Source organism: Herbaspirillum aquaticum, assembly GCF_002213425.1.
GTDB classification, from domain to species: domain Bacteria; phylum Pseudomonadota; class Gammaproteobacteria; order Burkholderiales; family Burkholderiaceae_D; genus Herbaspirillum; species Herbaspirillum aquaticum.
Map to the genome: position 1 here is coordinate 405,614 of NZ_NJGV01000001.1, position 15,019 is coordinate 420,632.

The window sequence follows — 15,019 nt, forward strand, 5'->3', positions numbered from 1 at the left end:
CATTTAACACAATGATCTCGAATATCCGCGATGGAAGTTGCAAGCCTGTTTTTTCCTTCTCGAAATTTTTCTTGATTGATGTAAAGAAACAGCGTCCAATGCCGTAATCAAGGCACCGGCTGACGCATCCTGTCATCCGGCATCCCCCAAAAGGAGAGCGTCATGGATGTCAATCAAATCGCATCGTTGGCCACCAGCATGGCTTCGGCGCAGACTTCGGATTCGGTCAACGTACTGATGCTGAAGAAGGCGCTCAATAGCCAGGCTGCTGCTGCCGTGGGCTTGCTGCAAGCGCTGCCGCCGTTGCCGGCCAACCCGAACATCGGGCGCAACGTCAATACCACCGCCTGAACAAGCTGGCCCCCTTGAAATCGCAGTCCACCCGGACTGCGATTTTTTTATTCCATTTTCATTGCACGAGCGCCGCTCCCTTCTTGAGTTGGCTGATCAAAAAAGAACAATAAATTATGCATCATTAAAAAAGAATAATATATTGGTCTTGTCTTCTACAAAATGTTCAATAAAATGGTCATATGATCAAAGAACCATTTAATTGGATCTTCCCATGACCAACCTGCAAGATATCGGCCATCGCATCCGCACCGCCCGCAAGGCGCGGGGGATCACGGCCGTCGCGCTGGCCGCATTGGCCGGCATGCACCGCAATACCTTGCTGGCCCTGGAAACCGGGCGCGGCAACATCGAACTGGTCAAGCTGCTGGCCCTGTGCGAGGAGCTGGAGCTGGACCTGCTGCTGTTGCCGCGCCAGGCTGCGCCGCTGCGTGCGGCCGAGGCGCAAGGCCTTGGCAGCCAGACCGAACTGGGCGCGCGGCTGCAAGCGCTCATGGGCGAAGGCGGCGGCACATGAGCATGCTGCGTTCACTGCGCATCCGCCTCGGCCAGACCGAGGTCGGTTCGCTGTTCGCCCTGGATGACGGGCGCTGCTATTTCCGTTTCGATGATGCCTATGCCTTGCAAGGGCAGGATCGCCCCGTCCTTTCGCAGCTCTACCTGGCCTCCACCGAAGAGCGCACCCGCGCCCAGTTGCTGGACCCCACGCTGGCCGCCAACCGGGGCGATGGTCGTGGCGGATTGCCTCCGTTCTTCCAGAATCTCCTGCCCGAGGGCCAGTTGCGCAAACACCTGATCCAGCGGGCCGGACTGGCCCCGGACGATGAATTTGGTCTGCTGGCCTATTGCGGACGCGATCTGCCGGGCGATGTCTCGGCGCTGGCCGAAGAGCTGGATGAACGCGGTCTCGGCCGCCTGCTGGGCCAGGGCCACGACAGCTACGAGATGAGCTCCGGCCAGTTGCCGGTGCCGGGCGGGGAATCGCTCTCGGGCGTGCAGCCCAAGCTGGCGCTGGTGCGGGAGAGCGGGGGGCGCTACGTCATGCGTTCCAAGGACAGCCAGGGCAGCCATTTCATCGCCAAGCTGCCGGCCACCGACTACCCCAACATGCCGCAGGTGGAGTTTGCCTCGCTGACCCTGGCCGCTGCCGCTGGCGTGCAGACCTGCCGGTTCAGCCTGGAGCCGCTGTCGGCCATCGGCGATCACCTGCCGTTCGGCCTGCGCAACGATGCCAGCCGTTTCCTGCTGGTGCAGCGTTTCGACCGCGACGCACCCACCCCCACCGGGCGCTTGCACATGGAAGATTTCGCCCAGGTCACCGGCACAGCACCCTCGGCCAAGTATGTCGGCACCTATGCGGCCATCGGCGTGGTGCTGCTTGAGCGCAGTACGCGCGGGGCCGACGACGTCTACGAGTTGCTGCGGCGGATCAAGGTCAACGAGCTGCTCGGCAATTTCGACGCGCACCTGAAAAATTTCAGCCTGCTGTATCACACGCCCGAAGCCGCCGCGCTGTCGCCCGCCTATGACATCGTCGCCTATGCGGCTTACGTAGGCGGTGACGGCCATGCGCTGGCCTTCGTGCCGGGGCAGAAGGGCAAGCAATTGCTCACGCCCGCCATCCTGCGCCAGCTCGCCAACCTCTGGCGCCTGCCGGAGCCGCGTTTGCAGGCGGTACTGGTGGAGACGGTCGAGCGCGCCATGACGCAATGGCCGTCGCTCATCGAGAGCCTCCCCTTCACCGACGCCCAGCGCGGCAAACTGCTGGCGCACCTGGAGGCCAACGCCAGCGTAGCCGCCTGGCGCCGCCGCGCTGCGCGCAGGAAGCCTGCCAGCGGGGAGGGCGCATGAGACCTACGCCAACCTTGCCCATGCGCGCAGGCCTGTCGCCCAGCTACCTGTGGCTGCAGCCGGGACCGTGGCGCGACATGCTGTCCTTCCTGGTCGAGCGCTTTACGGCCGTGCCCGAAGCGATCTGGCGCGAGCGCCTGCTGCGCGGGGAAGTACGCAACCAGCATGGTGAAGCATTGCGCCCGGAGTCGCCTTATCGCAGCGGTGATTGCATTTTCTACTATCGTGAATTGCCCGAAGGTGAAGCGCGCATCCCGGTGGAAGAGAAGATCCTGCACCTGGACGACCACCTGCTGGTGGCGGACAAACCGCATTTCCTGCCGGTGATCCCGACCGGCCGCTTCGTGCAGGAGACGCTGCTGGTGCGGCTCAAGAAAGCCACCGGCCTGCAGGACCTGGTCCCCATCCACCGGCTGGACCGGGAGACGGCCGGGGTGATCGTCTTTTCGCATCAGCCGGCCAGCCGGGGCAAGTATCAGTCCATGTTCCAGCAACGCTCCATGTTCAAGGTCTATGAAGCGATTGCACCGCTGCGGCCGGATCTGGCATTGCCACGGGTGCACCGCAGCCGGGTCGAAGAGATCCCTGAACAGTTCTTCAAGATGTACGAGGCTGAAGGTGCGCCCAATTCGGAAACCCACATTTCCCTGCTGGAGCAGCGGGGGTCACTGGGCCTCTACCAGCTGGAGCCGGTCACCGGGCGGCGTCACCAGTTGCGGGTGCACATGGCTTCACTGGGCATTCCCATCCTCAACGACCTGTTCTATCCGCACGCCGTGCCCGTGGGCGTGGCCGATGACCTGGACAAGCCTCTCAAACTGCTGGCCCGTTCGCTGTTCTTCATCGATCCGCTCGATGGCAGCGAGCGGCATTTCGTCAGCCAGCGCAGCCTGTAGCCAATGCGCTAACCCAGTTCAGGCGGCCGATTTGAGCTGATGCAGGGAAGCCACCAGGTCGGCAAACCGCTGTCCCTGGATCATGATGTGCTGGCGCAGCACTTCGACGGTGCGTTCCGGGTCGCCGGCGATGATGGCGTCGACCACGGCCTGGTGTTCGTCATAGGACATCTTGAGGCGATCCCGCACCCGCAACTGCAGGCGGCGATACGGCCGCAGGCGGCGGTGCAGGGCCCTGGCCTGCTCGGCCAGGAAGCCATTGTGGCTGCCGGCATAGATGTGGTCGTGGAAGGCCTCGTTGAGGTAGAAGTAGGCATCCGGATCGCAGGCATCGCGCGCCGCCTGGCAGGCCTGGTGTGCCGCCAGCAGCTCGGCATGCTCGGCCGGCGTCATGCGGCGCGCAGCCAGGCGGCCGCACATGGCCTCGAATTCGGCCATCACTTCAAACATCTCGATCAATTGCTGCGGGCCGATCTCGGCCACGATGGCGCCCCGGCGCGGCCGCATCTCGACAATGCCCATCGAAGCCAGCTGGATCAGCGCCTCACGGATAGGCGTGCGGGAGACACCGAACTCCTCGGCCAGCGAGGTTTCATCAAGATGCTGGCCCGGCGCCAGCTTGCCGACGGCGATCAGCTCTTCAATCGATTCGCGCAGGGTTTCAGAACGGGTCTTTGGCGTGTCCATGGTGTGTTGCCTCTAAAACAAGCATTGTAAAGGGAAGGGCTTCCACAGGATTAATGCTTGACAATGTATGCGTTTCGCCTGAAATTGTATACACGATGAGAGCATAAAAACACAGTAGTTCCATCAATTCCTGGAGGAGATACCAGCATGACCACATTTACCCGTCGCCATTTCCTTGGCAGCCTAGCCGCTGCACCGCTTGCCGCCGCCATGCCCGCCGCCTGGGCGCAAACAGGCAGCCTGAAGATTTCCCACCAGTTTCCCGGCGGAACGCTGACCGAAGGCGACTTCCGAGACCGCCTGGTGCGCATGTTCGCCCAGCAGGTGAACGAAAAGACCAAAGGGGCCTTGAAGTTCGAGATCTATCCCGGCTCCTCGCTGATGAAGACCAACGCCCAGTTCTCCGCCCTGCGCAAGGGTGCGCTGGATATGTCGCTGGTGCCGCTGAACTATGCGGGCGGCGAAGTCCCGGAAACCAACATCGGCCTCATGCCCGGCCTGGTGACCTCCTACCAGCAGGGCGCCGCCTGGAAGAATGCCGAAGTGGGCAAGGAACTGGCCCGTATCCTGGGCGAGAAGGGCGTGGTCATCGTCAGCTGGATCTGGCAGGCCGGGGGCGTGGCCTCGCGCGGCAAGCCCATCGTCGATCCGGCCGATGCCAAGGGCATGAAGGTGCGCGGCGGTTCACGCGAGATGGACCTGATCCTGAAAGAAGCTGGCGCCGCCGTGGTGACCCTGCCTTCCAATGAAATCTACGCCGCCATGCAGACCGGCGCGATGGATGCGGCGATGACTTCGTCGACTTCCTTCATGTCCTTCCGCCTGGAGGAGGTGGCCAAGTCCCTCACCACCGGGCGTGACAAGGCCTACTGGTACATGTTCGAACCGCTGATGATGTCCAAGGCCGTCTTCGAGCGCCTGCCCAAGGACCAGCAGGCCGTCATCATGGCCGTGGGTGCCGAGATGGAGCAATTCGCCACCAAGGCCGCCCAGGCCGACGACATCGCCGTAGCCCAGGTCTACCAGAAGGCCGGCGCCAAGGTGGTCGACCTGAACGCCGAGGTCGTCAAGAAGTGGCAGGACATCGCCCGCAATACCGCCTGGAAGGACTTCGCGGCCCGCAATGCCAACTGCGCCAAGCTGCTGGCCCTGGCGGAGAAGACCGTATGAGCCACGGCTTCGAGATGCCCGGCGCGGCGGCCACGCGCCCGGCCGTACCGGCCAGCGCCCCGGTGGCCTGGCTGGCGGCCTTCCTGCAGGGCTACCACCGCGTGGCCGTGTTCCTGGGGATGATTGCGCTCCTGGTCACCTCCTGCATCCTTACCTATTCGGTGCTGGTGCGTTACTTCTTCCATCAGCCCACCGACTGGCAGGATGAAGCATCGGTCTTCATGCTGGTTGGGGTGATCTTCCTGTGCTCGGCTTACGTGCAGTCGCTGCGCGGGCATATCGGCATCGAGGCGCTGGCGGGCTTGCTCTCGCCGCTGGCCAACAAGGTGCGCATGTTCATCGTGGATGTAGTGTCCTTCCTGTTCTGCGCCTTCTTCACCTGGAAGTCGTGGGCGTTGTTCCATGAAGCCTGGGTGGAAGGGCAGACCACGTCGTCGACCTTCGCGCCGCCGCTGTGGATTCCGTATTCGCTCATGGCGTTGGGCATGAGCATGCTGACGCTGCAATTGCTGGTGCAGGTGCTCACCCGCATCACCGGTACCGTTCCCGCTGCGTCGTCGGGAGGTGCGCAATGAGTCCGCTGACCTTGGGTATGCTCTATGGCGTGGTCACCATCCTCGTGATGTGTTCGGGCATGCCGATCGCCTTTGCGCTGGGTGTGGTGGCGACCGGCTTCATGTATTTCTTCATGCCGGAATCGTCGCTGGATACCATCACGCAAAACGTTTATGAAGAAATCGCTTCCATCACGCTGCTGTCGATTCCGCTCTTCATCCTGAAGGGGGCGGCCATCGGCAAATCACCTGCCGGCAAGGACTTGTATTCGGCCATCCACGCCTGGTTGAACAAGGTGCCGGGCGGCCTGGGCATTGCCAACGTGTTTGCCTGCGCGCTGTTTGCGGCCATGGCAGGTTCGTCGCCGGCGACCTGCTCGGCCATCGGTTCGGCGGGCATCCCCGAGATGCGCCGTCGCGGGTACTCGCCCGGGTTTGCTGCGGGCATCATCGCCGCCGGTGGCACGCTGGGCATCCTGCTGCCACCGTCCATCACCATGATTCTCTATGCGGTGGCGGCCGAGCAGTCCTTGGGACGCCTGTTCCTGGCCGGTATCGGGCCGGGCGTGCTACTGGTGATCCTGTTCGCTGGCTATGCCGTCTTCCGGGCGCGCAAGGAATACAAGCTGGCGCATGCGGTCTACACGTCTGGTGGTGTCAAGTCGGCCTACCTGGACGACGAGCATTTCACGTTGGCCCAGAAGGTGGAAATGCTGCCGCGCGTGCTGCCTTTCCTGATCCTGCTGATCGGCGTGATGGTGGCGCTCTATGGCGGCTTGGCGACGCCCTCGGAAACCGCTGGCCTGGGCGCGCTGCTGGCGCTGGTGCTGATCGCGGTGGTCTATCGCATCTACAAACCGAAAGAGATCGCGCCGTTCCTCAGTTCCACCATCAAGGAATCGGGGATGCTGCTGCTCATCATCGGCATGTCGCTGCTGTATTCCTATGTGATGAGCTACCTGCATATCAGCCAGTCGGCGGCGCAGTGGGTGGTGGACCTGCACCTGTCCAAGTGGCTGCTGCTGGCCGTGATCCTGGGCATGGTGATCGTGCTGGGCTTCTTCCTGCCGCCGGTGTCGATCATCCTCATGACCGCCCCGATCATCCTGCCGCCGCTCAAGGCCGCCGGTTTCGACCTGATCTGGTTCGGCATCGTCATGACGGTGGTCATGGAGATGGGGCTGATCCACCCGCCGGTGGGGCTGAACCTGTTCGTGATCAAGAACATTGCACCCGATATCGCACTGGGCGATGTCATCAAGGGTACGATTCCTTTCCTGGCGCTGATGTTTCTCGCGGTCCTGCTCTTGTGCATGTTCCCGGGCATCGCGACCGTATTGCCTGACCTGTTGATGGGAGCCAAGTAAATGAGTAGTAGCGAACGCGTGTGGAATGCGCGCCAGAAGAACCGTGAACAGCGGCTGGCGCGCGCCACCGCCGCATTGGGTAGCCAGTTGCAGGGCAAGATCGCGCCTGCAGCGAAGCTGGCCGACCTGCTCTATGCGGTGCTGGAAAACGGCGACCGGGTCTGTGTCGAGGGCAACAACCAGAAGCAGGCCGACTTCCTGGCCAAGGGCCTGGCCGCGCTCGACCCGGCCCGGGTCAATGGCTTGCACATGTTGTTTTCGGTGCTGGCCTTGCCGGAACATCTGGACGTGTTCGAAAAGGGCATCGCCGACCGGCTCGATTTTTCCTTCTCCGGTCCGCAGGCCGGCCGCCTGGCCAAGCTGGCCTCGGCCGGCAAGCTCAACATCGGTGCCATCCATACCTACCTGGAGCTGTTCGGCCGCTATTTCGTCGACCTGACCCCGCGCGTGGCGCTGGTGGCGGCCCAGGCGGCCGATCGCCACGGCAATCTCTATACCGGGCCCAATACTGAAGATACGCCCGCCATTGCCGAAGCGACGGCCTTCTCCAGCGGCATCGTCATTGCTCAGGTGAACGAAATCGTCGATGAGCTGCCGCGGGTGGATATCCCGGCCGACTGGGTGAGCTTTGCCATCAAGGCGCCCACGCCGCATTACATCGAACCGCTGTTCACGCGCGACCCGGCGCAGATTTCCGAGATCCAGGTGCTCATGGCGATGATGGCCATCAAGGGCATCTATGCCGAATATGGCGTGCAGCGGCTGAACCACGGCATCGGTTTCGATACGGCGGCCATCGAGCTGATCCTGCCGACCTATGCCGAATCACTGGGCCTGCGCGGCAAGATCTGCAAGCACTGGGCGCTCAATCCGCACCCGGCCCTGATTCCTGCCATCGAGGCCGGGTTTGTGGAATCGGTGCATTCCTTTGGCTCCGAGCTGGGCATGGAAGACTACATCCGTGCGCGTCCCGATGTCTTCTTCGTCGGCCCCGATGGCTCCATGCGCAGCAACCGCGCTTTCTCGCAGACGGCCGGGCACTATGGCTGCGACATGTTCATCGGCTCGACCCTGCAGATCGATTTGCAGGGCAATTCCTCCACGGCCACGCTGGGCCGCATTGCCGGTTTCGGCGGCGCGCCCAACATGGGGGCGGACGCCCGTGGCCGCCGCCATGCCAGCGAAGCCTGGCTCAAGGCTGGCCAGCAGGCGCGCGCCGGCCGCAATACCATCCCGCGCGGACAGAAGCTGGTGGTGCAGACGGTAGAAACCTTCCGCGAGCACATGCAGCCGGCTTTCGTCGACAAGCTGGATGCCTGGCAGCTGGCCGAGCAGGCCAAGATGCCGATTCCGCCCGTGATGATCTACGGTGAAGACGTCACCCACATCCTCACCGAAGAGGGCATTGCCAACCTGCTGCTGTGCCGTACCGAAGAGGAGCGCGAGCAGGCCATCCGCGGCGTGGCCGGTTATACCGCCGTGGGCATGGGTCGCGACAAGCGCATGGTGGAAAACCTGCGCGACCGTGGCATCATCCGCCGCGCAGAGGACCTCGGCATCGACAAGCGCATGGCCACCCGCGACCTGCTGGCGGCCAAGAACATGAAAGACCTGGTGCGAGCCTCCGGCGGGTTGTACAACCCGCCCAAGCGCTTCCGCAACTGGTAATTGCTCTGCAACGAAAGCGACACTATGGAAACTTTGACTTTTCGCTTCGAGCACGGCCAGCGCCGTCTCAAGGCCGCGCCTGAACTGGTTGGCGTGGTCAGCTCGGGCAACCTGGAAGTGCTGATCGAGAACGCGCCGCTCAATGGCGCCTGCGCCATCGAGGTCAAGACTGCCGCGCGCGGTTTCGGCACCATCTGGGAAGCCGTGATGACCGACTTCCAGCAACGCTGGCAACTGGCCGATACCCGCATCTCCATCAACGACATGGGCGCCACGCCTGCCGTGGTCAGCCTGCGCCTGGACCAGGCCGTGGAAGCCATGGTGGAGGAGGGCGCATGAGTGCGAGCTATCTGGAAGCCACGGCGCGCGAGCGCATCCTGGCGGTACTCGACGCCGGCAGCTTCAAGGAACTGCTGCCCCCCGCGCAGCGCGTGGTCAGCCCGCACCTGGGCCAGCTCGATGCGCCGGTGTCCTTCGATGATGGCGTCATCATCGGCGAGGGCCTGCTGGGCGGACGCGCCGTGATGGCCGCCGCGCAGGAGGGCGGATTCATGGGCGGGGCCGTGGGCGAGGTGCATGGTGCCAAGCTGGTCGGCCTGCTCAAGCGCGCCATTGCACGGCAAGCGGCTGGCGTGATCCTGCTGCTGGAAACGGGCGGCGTGCGGCTGCATGAAGCCAATGCCGGGCTCATCGCCGTCTCCGAAGTGATGCGCGCGGTGCTGGAAGCCCGTGCCGCCGGCATCCCGGTGATCGTGCTGGTCGGTGGTGCCAATGGCTGTTTCGGCGGCATGGGCATCGTGGCGCGCTGTGCCAATACCGTCATCATGTCCGAGGAAGGGCGGCTGGCCATGTCCGGTCCGGAAGTGATCGAGACTGCCAACGGCGTCGAGGAATTCGATTCGCGCGATCGTGCCCTGGTCTGGCGTACCACCGGTGGCAAGCATCGCTACCTGATCGGCGATTGCCAGCAACTGGTGAGCGACGACATCGATGCCTTCCGCACGGCAGCGATTGCCGCCTTGTCCGCCGTCAGTGATGCGAAGCTCACGCTGGCCGGCCTGGAAGCCGAGCAGGAGATGCTACGCCGTCGCATCGCTACCTTCGGCCATGCCGAGGACCCGATGGACATCTGGGCCGAGCTGGGCGTGGCCCGACCGGAAACGGTGCCGATGCTGGAAGCCGCTGCCTTTACTGCGCTGGCCGAGCCCCTGCGCATTGTCCCCAAGGCCTGAGAGGAATTCATGAACCAGACTGTTACTCCACCCCAGGTCGACTGGCGCGCACTGGCGCAGGACCTGTTCCCGCAGGGCCATGCGATCACCGAGCAGGATCAGTTCCTCTCCGGCACGGCGCAGGTTGATGGCCGTACCGTCACCGTGGTCGGCACCACCGGGCATACGCCCATCGGCATCGAGATCGCCTTGGCCCAGGCCAGCGTGATCTTGCAGACGGTGCGTGAACATCCGGGCCGGCCCATCGTGATCCTGGTCGATACCCAGGGCCAGCGCTTGCGCCACCGCGATGAAATGCTGGGCATCAACAGCTACATGGCGCATCTGGGCAAGTGCGTGGAACTGGCGCGCCGCCAGGGCCATCGTGTGGTCGGCCTGGTCTATGACCAGGCGCTCTCGGGCGGCTTCATCACCAGCGGACTGATCGCCGATGCCTGCTATGCCTTGCCGGAGGCGACCATTCGCGTGATGGGCCTGCCCGCCATGGCACGCATCACCAAGGTGCCCGAGGAGCGGCTCACCGAGCTGGCCAAGAGCAATCCGGTGTTTGCGCCTGGTCCTGAAAATTATTTACGCATGGGCGGCGTTGCCGGGATCTGGAATGGTGAACTGGCCAAGTCGTTGGCCGAGGCGCTCGCCCAGGACCGCAGTGCCGACACCCGTGCGGCCACGGGTCTGGAACGCGGCGGCCGCAAGTGGGCGCAGCGCGTCATCGATGCGGTGGCCAACGATACGCCCTTGAACGGATGAGCATGTCGTCCGCCCCCGCGCTTGCTGGCTCGCGTCATCACCTGCTGTGGCTCAACGAGGCGGGTTGGGCGCGCCTGCTGGCCGGTGGCGGCGATGCACGCCAGCAGGCCACCCTGCAGCATTGGCAGCGCATGCGCTGGCCCCTGATCGTGCGTCGTCGCGACGTCGAGGCCAGTGACGAAGAGATCTGCGTCGGCATTGCCTTGCCGCCCGATCCCCAAGGCAACAAGCCGCGCATCGCATTGCGGGTGAGGGCCGATGACGTGGCATCAAGCCGTGCTCCTTTCCTGCTGCGGGACATCGTCGCGGCGCGTCTGTCCGGCCTGCCCGCCGCCTGGCAGACGGGGCTCACGGAGTTGCAGGAACATATGGCGCGCGCTGGTATTGCGCTCTCGGTGTTCGGTTCACTGGCTTGGCAGGCAGTGACCGCGCAAGCCTATCTGCGCAGCAGTTCCGACATCGACCTGCTGTTCCAGCCACGCAGCCAGTCCCAGCTGGAAGCCGGCGTGCGGCTGCTGGCCTGGCAGGCCATGTTCCTGCCGCTGGATGGCGAAATCGTGTTTCCCGACGGGGCTGCCGTGTCGTGGAAGGAATGGCGACAAGTTGCCGTGCTGGGCAGCCATCCCGAAGGCCAGGTACTGGTCAAGCGGCCCGCCAGCGTGGCGCTCGAACGTGTGGGCTTGCTGCGCGCCAGCCTGCCGCAGGAGCAGACGTGCGACGCCTGATGCAGCATCCCGATACGCTGGACCGGCCGCTGCACCCGATGCAGAAGCGCCGCGCTGACCGCGAGAACCTGGTCTTCTGCCGCCAGCTCGCGCGACTGGCGGTGCGCAGCCTGTATCAGGAGCTGGTGCTCTACCCCAAGCCGGGCCTGGTCTCGCGCGTGGACAACGGCAGCCACACCGACATGACGGCACAGACTTTCCTGCGCAGCCTGTTCGCGCTGCGCCATTACTTTTTCCAGATTGCTGTCGCAGGCCTGGAAGGAGCTTCCTTCCCCACCCTGCAGAGCTTGGCGATTGGCGCCGAGCAGCGCATGCTGCGCGCAACGGGCGGTATCAACACGCATCGCGGTGCCATCTTCGCGCTGGGCATGCTGTGCGCGGCCATGGGATATGCGCGGGGCCGTCACATGCCACTGCAAGCGGCCACCCTCCGTGCCACCTTGCTGATCCAGTGGGGCGATGCGCTGGCTCGCCATAGCGCTGCGGCGCTGCCCGGCGGCCAGCACAGCCATGGCCAGCGCGTGGCCGCCGTACATGCCGTGGGCGGGGCGCGCGAAGAGGGCGCGCTGGGCTTTCCAGCGGTGTTCGAGGTGGCCTTGCCGCAATTGCAGGCCACGCTTGCGGCCGGACGCGATCTCCATCACGCCCGTATCGATGCGCTCTTCGCGCTGATGGCGCATCTCAGCGATACCAACGTCTATCATCGCGGCGGAGCCGAAGGCGCGGCCCTGGTCCGCAGCCGCAGCGCCGCGTTCCTGGCGGCCGGCGGCACTGCGTTGCCCGATTGGGAGGCCCAGGCGCTGGACTGCCATCGCGAGTTCGTCGCGCGTCGCCTGTCGCCGGGCGGTGCGGCCGATCTGCTGGCAGCGGCCTGCCTGGTCCATGAGGCCGTCTACCTATGAGTCTGCGCCTGGCTATCCTGTGTCCGGGGCAGGGCGCGCAGCATGCGGGCATGTTCGACCTGCTGCGCAATGATCCGCTGGCCAGCACCTTCCTGACCCAAAGCGGGCTGTCGTCGCATCTGCAAGCACCGATGGAAACGGTTCTCAGCGATCCGGCCCAGCTGTTTGCCAATCGCAATGCCCAACCGCTGATCGTCGCGGCGCAATTGGCCGCCTGGCAGGCGTTGCGCGAGCCGTTGGCAGACTTGGCCGGCGCACCTTTGGTGGTGGCGGGCTACAGCGTTGGCGAACTGGCCGCCTATGCGGTGGCCGGGGTCATCGATCCTGTGGAGAGTGTCGCGCTGGCCGCACGGCGCGCCACCGCCATGACCGAGGCGGCCAGCGTACAACCGGCACAAGGCTTGATGTCCATTGGTGGACTGCCGCTGTCTGTTGCGCAGCAATGCCTGGTCAATCACGCTGCCTACGTGGCCATCGTCACGGGTGAAGATACCCTCATCGCCGGTGGGGCCGGGACCGCCTTGCAAGCCGCTGCCGATGAGCTTGCCGCCGCTGGCGCGCGGACTTCTGCCTTGCCCGTCGGGCTGGCCTCGCACACCCCGTTGATGCAGGCCGCGACGGGCATCTTTGCGGCAGAGCTTGCCGCACTCCAGCTGGGCTCACCCGGTCCGGCCTTGCTGGCGGGCGTCACCGGCCAGGCGATTACCGATGCCGCGCAAGCGCAGGCGCTGCTGGTGCGCCAGCTGGTGGAGCCCATTCAGTGGGCCGGCTGCATGGATGCCATGGCCGAACGCGGCGTGACGGTTGCGCTGGAACTGGGCCCCGGGGCAGCCTTGTCGCGCATGCTGCGCGAACGGCATCCACAGATCGCCTGCCGTTCGCTGGCGGACTTCCGCACGATTTCGGGCGCGCTGGCGTGGCTGGGGCGGCAAACTGACTGAATCGCGCGGCGGTACGCCCGCGGCTGGCATCTGCGCGATGCCGGTGCTATCGTGATATGAAGACTTCTTCCAGCGCCCGCGCCCCTGTCGGATCCGGCTGACAGTGCAACCCGCTTTGTGCATGCCTGTGCCTGCAGGCGCGAACCAATGAGCGATCCCTCAGTCGCATCTTGAAGCAGTGCCCATGTTCAACCCGACCAGGAGGCCCCAAGATGAAAGTCGATGTGTACAAGCGCCCGGACGGCGAAGGTTTGTTTTCCTACCTCGTCCTGCCCCATGAAAAGCCGCTGCCGGAAGAGGTGACCAATACCGACTGGCAGCTCCACGAGCGGGATGTGGACTTCGAGCGCGACGGCAAGCGGCATTTCACGCTGGAGGCAGAGGATGCTTTCATGCAGATCGGCGAGAAAGGCTATGCCATCACCCATCTGGACCAACGCAGCGGGGACGGCGCGGCCTGAGACCGCCTGCCCATCCGCAGAGGAGACCATCATGCCCACCGAACAAGTAGGCGATTACGAAGTGGAATACGCGGGCGTCCGCCTCATTGGCGGCGACGAATGGGTGGCCCAGGTAGCCATCTTCGGCCATTCCACCAATCCCATGCACCGCAACCCGGTATTCCCGGTGCAGCGCGTGCTGCCCGACCAGACCTTTGCAGATGAAAAGGCGGCCGAGGAGGGCGCACGGCAGGCCGCGCATGACATGCTGGAGAAGCAGGCGGCGCGACACTGACTGCCGTTTTCCGCTGAAGAAGCCCGATCCGCCTGGTGGCGCATCGGGCTTCTTCACATTGGACGCTCATGGCATGAAATTCGCATACTGAAGACGATAGCGGCTTTCAGGCGACAGGCTGTCCACTCAGCCTATTCTGCAGTTTCGCAATAGAATGGCGTTGATTGCATTTTCGTTCACCTCTTCCTTTTCCTCGTCTGGCCAGGTCCCCTCATGAAACCCCCTCTGCTCGTCCTGATTCATCTTTCCGAAGAAAGCACCGCCACCATCGCCGCCCACTACGACATCCTCTACGCGCCGGATCGCCAGCGCCGTGACGCGATGATCGCCGGCCCGGCCAAGAAGGTGGCCGTGGTACTGACCAACGGTTCCACCGGGCTGACCGCCGATGAAATGCGTGCCTTGCCGCATCTGCAGCTGGTCTGCGCCCTCGGCGCCGGCTTTGAAAACATCGACGCCGCCCATGCCAAGGCGCATGGCATCGAGATCGCCACCGGTGCCGGCACCAACGAGGATTGCGTGGCCGACCATACCCTGGGCCTGCTGCTGGCCATCCTGCGCAACATCCCGGTGCTGGACCGCTACACCCGCGACGGCGGCTGGCGCGAGACCATCCCCCTGCAACCGCAGCTGGCCGGCAAGCGCGTGGGCATCGTCGGCATGGGCAATATCGGCAAGAAGATCGCCCGCCGCGCCGCCGCCTTCGACGCCGAGATCGCCTACTGCAACCGCAAGAAGCGCGACGACGTCGATTTCCACTACTTCCCCGACGTGGCCCAACTGGCCGGCTGGGCCGACTGCCTGATCGTGGCAGCCCCGGGCGGTGCGCAGACCCATCACCTCATCAATGCGCGCGTGCTGGAAGAACTCGGTCCCAAGGGTTATCTGGTCAACATCGGCCGCGGCAGCATCGTCGATACCGAAGCCCTGGCCGCGGCCTTGTCGGCCGGACGCCTGGCCGGTGCCGGCCTGGATGTCTACGAGGGTGAACCCAAGCCGCCGGCGGCCCTGGTCGGTCTGCCCAATGTGGTACTGACGCCGCACATCGCCGGCTGGTCGCCGGAAGCCATCAGTGCCTCCGTGCGCCAGTTCCTGCGCAATTGCGAGGAGCATTTCGCCGCAGCCGAGCCGGTGGTGCGGGCCTGAGCGGGCCGCCGTGGGACCGCTGACGCGAGTTTTTTTGCCATAGC

Annotated in this window: 18 protein-coding genes; 17 read left to right on the forward strand and 1 reads right to left on the reverse strand. The window is 64.4% G+C overall.

Annotation, left to right across the window (positions count from 1 at the left end; all coding sequences use genetic code 11):
• Positions 1 to 162 precede the first annotated feature (162 nt).
• The 4 genes from CEJ45_RS01800 (at position 163) to CEJ45_RS01815 (ending at position 3,098) form a co-directional block, all read left to right on the forward strand.
• Positions 163 to 351: a YjfB family protein gene (locus tag CEJ45_RS01800; protein ID WP_088753528.1), complete on the forward strand. Its 189-nt coding sequence runs from the start codon at positions 163 to 165 to the stop codon at positions 349 to 351.
• A 214-nt stretch (positions 352 to 565) separates the two neighbouring features.
• The gene (locus CEJ45_RS01805) at positions 566 to 868 is read left to right on the forward strand and encodes a helix-turn-helix domain-containing protein (protein WP_088753529.1); all 303 of its coding nucleotides are present in this window, start codon (positions 566 to 568) and stop codon (positions 866 to 868) included.
• On the forward strand, positions 865 to 2,202 hold the full coding sequence (locus CEJ45_RS01810) for a type II toxin-antitoxin system HipA family toxin (protein WP_088753530.1): 1,338 nt from the start codon (positions 865 to 867) through the stop codon (positions 2,200 to 2,202). The genes CEJ45_RS01805 and CEJ45_RS01810 overlap by 4 nt, the downstream gene beginning before the upstream one ends.
• Positions 2,199 to 3,098, forward strand: coding sequence for a pseudouridine synthase (locus tag CEJ45_RS01815; protein ID WP_088753531.1), 900 nt, complete (start codon positions 2,199 to 2,201; stop codon positions 3,096 to 3,098). Before CEJ45_RS01810 ends, CEJ45_RS01815 begins: the two co-directional genes overlap by 4 nt.
• An 18-nt stretch (positions 3,099 to 3,116) precedes the next feature.
• Here the strand turns inward: CEJ45_RS01815 and CEJ45_RS01820 are convergent, their stop codons facing one another.
• Complete coding sequence (locus tag CEJ45_RS01820) at positions 3,117 to 3,785, reverse strand: GntR family transcriptional regulator (RefSeq protein ID WP_088753532.1); 669 nt, start codon at positions 3,783 to 3,785, stop codon at positions 3,117 to 3,119.
• Between the two features lie 147 nt (positions 3,786 to 3,932).
• Between CEJ45_RS01820 and dctP the strand changes: the two genes are divergently transcribed.
• From dctP to CEJ45_RS01885, 13 genes are all read left to right on the forward strand, one after another.
• Complete coding sequence (gene dctP / locus CEJ45_RS01825) at positions 3,933 to 4,955, forward strand: TRAP transporter substrate-binding protein DctP (protein ID WP_088753533.1); 1,023 nt, start codon at positions 3,933 to 3,935, stop codon at positions 4,953 to 4,955.
• Positions 4,952 to 5,530: a TRAP transporter small permease gene (locus tag CEJ45_RS01830; RefSeq protein ID WP_088753534.1), complete on the forward strand. Its 579-nt coding sequence runs from the start codon at positions 4,952 to 4,954 to the stop codon at positions 5,528 to 5,530. Before dctP ends, CEJ45_RS01830 begins: the two co-directional genes overlap by 4 nt.
• Complete coding sequence (locus tag CEJ45_RS01835; RefSeq protein WP_088753535.1) at positions 5,527 to 6,876, forward strand: TRAP transporter large permease; 1,350 nt, start codon at positions 5,527 to 5,529, stop codon at positions 6,874 to 6,876. The genes CEJ45_RS01830 and CEJ45_RS01835 overlap by 4 nt, the downstream gene beginning before the upstream one ends.
• On the forward strand, positions 6,877 to 8,544 hold the full coding sequence (gene mdcA, locus CEJ45_RS01840; RefSeq protein ID WP_088753536.1) for a malonate decarboxylase subunit alpha: 1,668 nt from the start codon (positions 6,877 to 6,879) through the stop codon (positions 8,542 to 8,544).
• Positions 8,545 to 8,568: 24 nt separating this feature from the next.
• Positions 8,569 to 8,883 (forward strand): malonate decarboxylase acyl carrier protein, encoded by a 315-nt coding sequence (gene mdcC, locus CEJ45_RS01845; protein ID WP_008329571.1) that lies wholly within the window; start codon positions 8,569 to 8,571, stop codon positions 8,881 to 8,883.
• The gene (locus CEJ45_RS01850) at positions 8,880 to 9,776 is read left to right on the forward strand and encodes a biotin-independent malonate decarboxylase subunit beta (protein WP_088753537.1); all 897 of its coding nucleotides are present in this window, start codon (positions 8,880 to 8,882) and stop codon (positions 9,774 to 9,776) included. Before mdcC ends, CEJ45_RS01850 begins: the two co-directional genes overlap by 4 nt.
• A gap of 9 nt (positions 9,777 to 9,785) precedes the next feature.
• Complete coding sequence (mdcE, locus tag CEJ45_RS01855) at positions 9,786 to 10,526, forward strand: biotin-independent malonate decarboxylase subunit gamma (RefSeq protein ID WP_088753538.1); 741 nt, start codon at positions 9,786 to 9,788, stop codon at positions 10,524 to 10,526.
• Between the two features lie 2 nt (positions 10,527 to 10,528).
• Positions 10,529 to 11,251 (forward strand): malonate decarboxylase holo-[acyl-carrier-protein] synthase, encoded by a 723-nt coding sequence (gene mdcG, locus CEJ45_RS01860; protein WP_241517262.1) that lies wholly within the window; start codon positions 10,529 to 10,531, stop codon positions 11,249 to 11,251.
• Entirely contained in the window at positions 11,239 to 12,153 is a 915-nt protein-coding gene (gene mdcB, locus CEJ45_RS01865; protein ID WP_088753540.1) for a triphosphoribosyl-dephospho-CoA synthase MdcB, read from the forward strand. The genes mdcG and mdcB overlap by 13 nt, the downstream gene beginning before the upstream one ends.
• Positions 12,150 to 13,094, forward strand: coding sequence for an ACP S-malonyltransferase (locus CEJ45_RS01870; RefSeq protein WP_088753541.1), 945 nt, complete (start codon positions 12,150 to 12,152; stop codon positions 13,092 to 13,094). The genes mdcB and CEJ45_RS01870 overlap by 4 nt, the downstream gene beginning before the upstream one ends.
• A 212-nt stretch (positions 13,095 to 13,306) precedes the next feature.
• Positions 13,307 to 13,555 carry a DUF6139 family protein gene (locus CEJ45_RS01875; RefSeq protein ID WP_088753542.1) on the forward strand — a complete coding sequence of 83 codons (249 nt, stop codon included), beginning with the start codon at positions 13,307 to 13,309 and terminating at the stop codon, positions 13,553 to 13,555.
• Between the two features lie 31 nt (positions 13,556 to 13,586).
• Entirely contained in the window at positions 13,587 to 13,829 is a 243-nt protein-coding gene (locus CEJ45_RS01880; protein WP_088753543.1) for a hypothetical protein, read from the forward strand.
• 213 nt (positions 13,830 to 14,042) lie between these two features.
• The gene (locus CEJ45_RS01885; RefSeq protein ID WP_088753544.1) at positions 14,043 to 14,975 is read left to right on the forward strand and encodes a 2-hydroxyacid dehydrogenase; all 933 of its coding nucleotides are present in this window, start codon (positions 14,043 to 14,045) and stop codon (positions 14,973 to 14,975) included.
• Positions 14,976 to 15,019 lie beyond the last annotated feature (44 nt).

What these genes read in the sequence shown, in the direction of transcription:
- CEJ45_RS01800 (WP_088753528.1), top strand. Translation starts at nt 163, where the DNA reads ATGGATGTCAATCAAATCGCATCGTTGGCCACCAGCATGGCTTCGGCG.
- CEJ45_RS01805 (WP_088753529.1), top strand. Translation starts at nt 566, where the DNA reads ATGACCAACCTGCAAGATATCGGCCATCGCATCCGCACCGCCCGCAAG.
- CEJ45_RS01810 (WP_088753530.1), top strand. Translation starts at nt 865, where the DNA reads ATGAGCATGCTGCGTTCACTGCGCATCCGCCTCGGCCAGACCGAGGTC.
- CEJ45_RS01815 (WP_088753531.1), top strand. Translation starts at nt 2,199, where the DNA reads ATGAGACCTACGCCAACCTTGCCCATGCGCGCAGGCCTGTCGCCCAGC.
- CEJ45_RS01820 (WP_088753532.1), bottom strand. Translation starts at nt 3,785, where the DNA reads ATGGACACGCCAAAGACCCGTTCTGAAACCCTGCGCGAATCGATTGAA.
- dctP (WP_088753533.1), top strand. Translation starts at nt 3,933, where the DNA reads ATGACCACATTTACCCGTCGCCATTTCCTTGGCAGCCTAGCCGCTGCA.
- CEJ45_RS01830 (WP_088753534.1), top strand. Translation starts at nt 4,952, where the DNA reads ATGAGCCACGGCTTCGAGATGCCCGGCGCGGCGGCCACGCGCCCGGCC.
- CEJ45_RS01835 (WP_088753535.1), top strand. Translation starts at nt 5,527, where the DNA reads ATGAGTCCGCTGACCTTGGGTATGCTCTATGGCGTGGTCACCATCCTC.
- mdcA (WP_088753536.1), top strand. Translation starts at nt 6,877, where the DNA reads ATGAGTAGTAGCGAACGCGTGTGGAATGCGCGCCAGAAGAACCGTGAA.
- mdcC (WP_008329571.1), top strand. Translation starts at nt 8,569, where the DNA reads ATGGAAACTTTGACTTTTCGCTTCGAGCACGGCCAGCGCCGTCTCAAG.
- CEJ45_RS01850 (WP_088753537.1), top strand. Translation starts at nt 8,880, where the DNA reads ATGAGTGCGAGCTATCTGGAAGCCACGGCGCGCGAGCGCATCCTGGCG.
- mdcE (WP_088753538.1), top strand. Translation starts at nt 9,786, where the DNA reads ATGAACCAGACTGTTACTCCACCCCAGGTCGACTGGCGCGCACTGGCG.
- mdcG (WP_241517262.1), top strand. Translation starts at nt 10,529, where the DNA reads ATGTCGTCCGCCCCCGCGCTTGCTGGCTCGCGTCATCACCTGCTGTGG.
- CEJ45_RS01870 (WP_088753541.1), top strand. Translation starts at nt 12,150, where the DNA reads ATGAGTCTGCGCCTGGCTATCCTGTGTCCGGGGCAGGGCGCGCAGCAT.
- CEJ45_RS01875 (WP_088753542.1), top strand. Translation starts at nt 13,307, where the DNA reads ATGAAAGTCGATGTGTACAAGCGCCCGGACGGCGAAGGTTTGTTTTCC.
- CEJ45_RS01880 (WP_088753543.1), top strand. Translation starts at nt 13,587, where the DNA reads ATGCCCACCGAACAAGTAGGCGATTACGAAGTGGAATACGCGGGCGTC.
- CEJ45_RS01885 (WP_088753544.1), top strand. Translation starts at nt 14,043, where the DNA reads ATGAAACCCCCTCTGCTCGTCCTGATTCATCTTTCCGAAGAAAGCACC.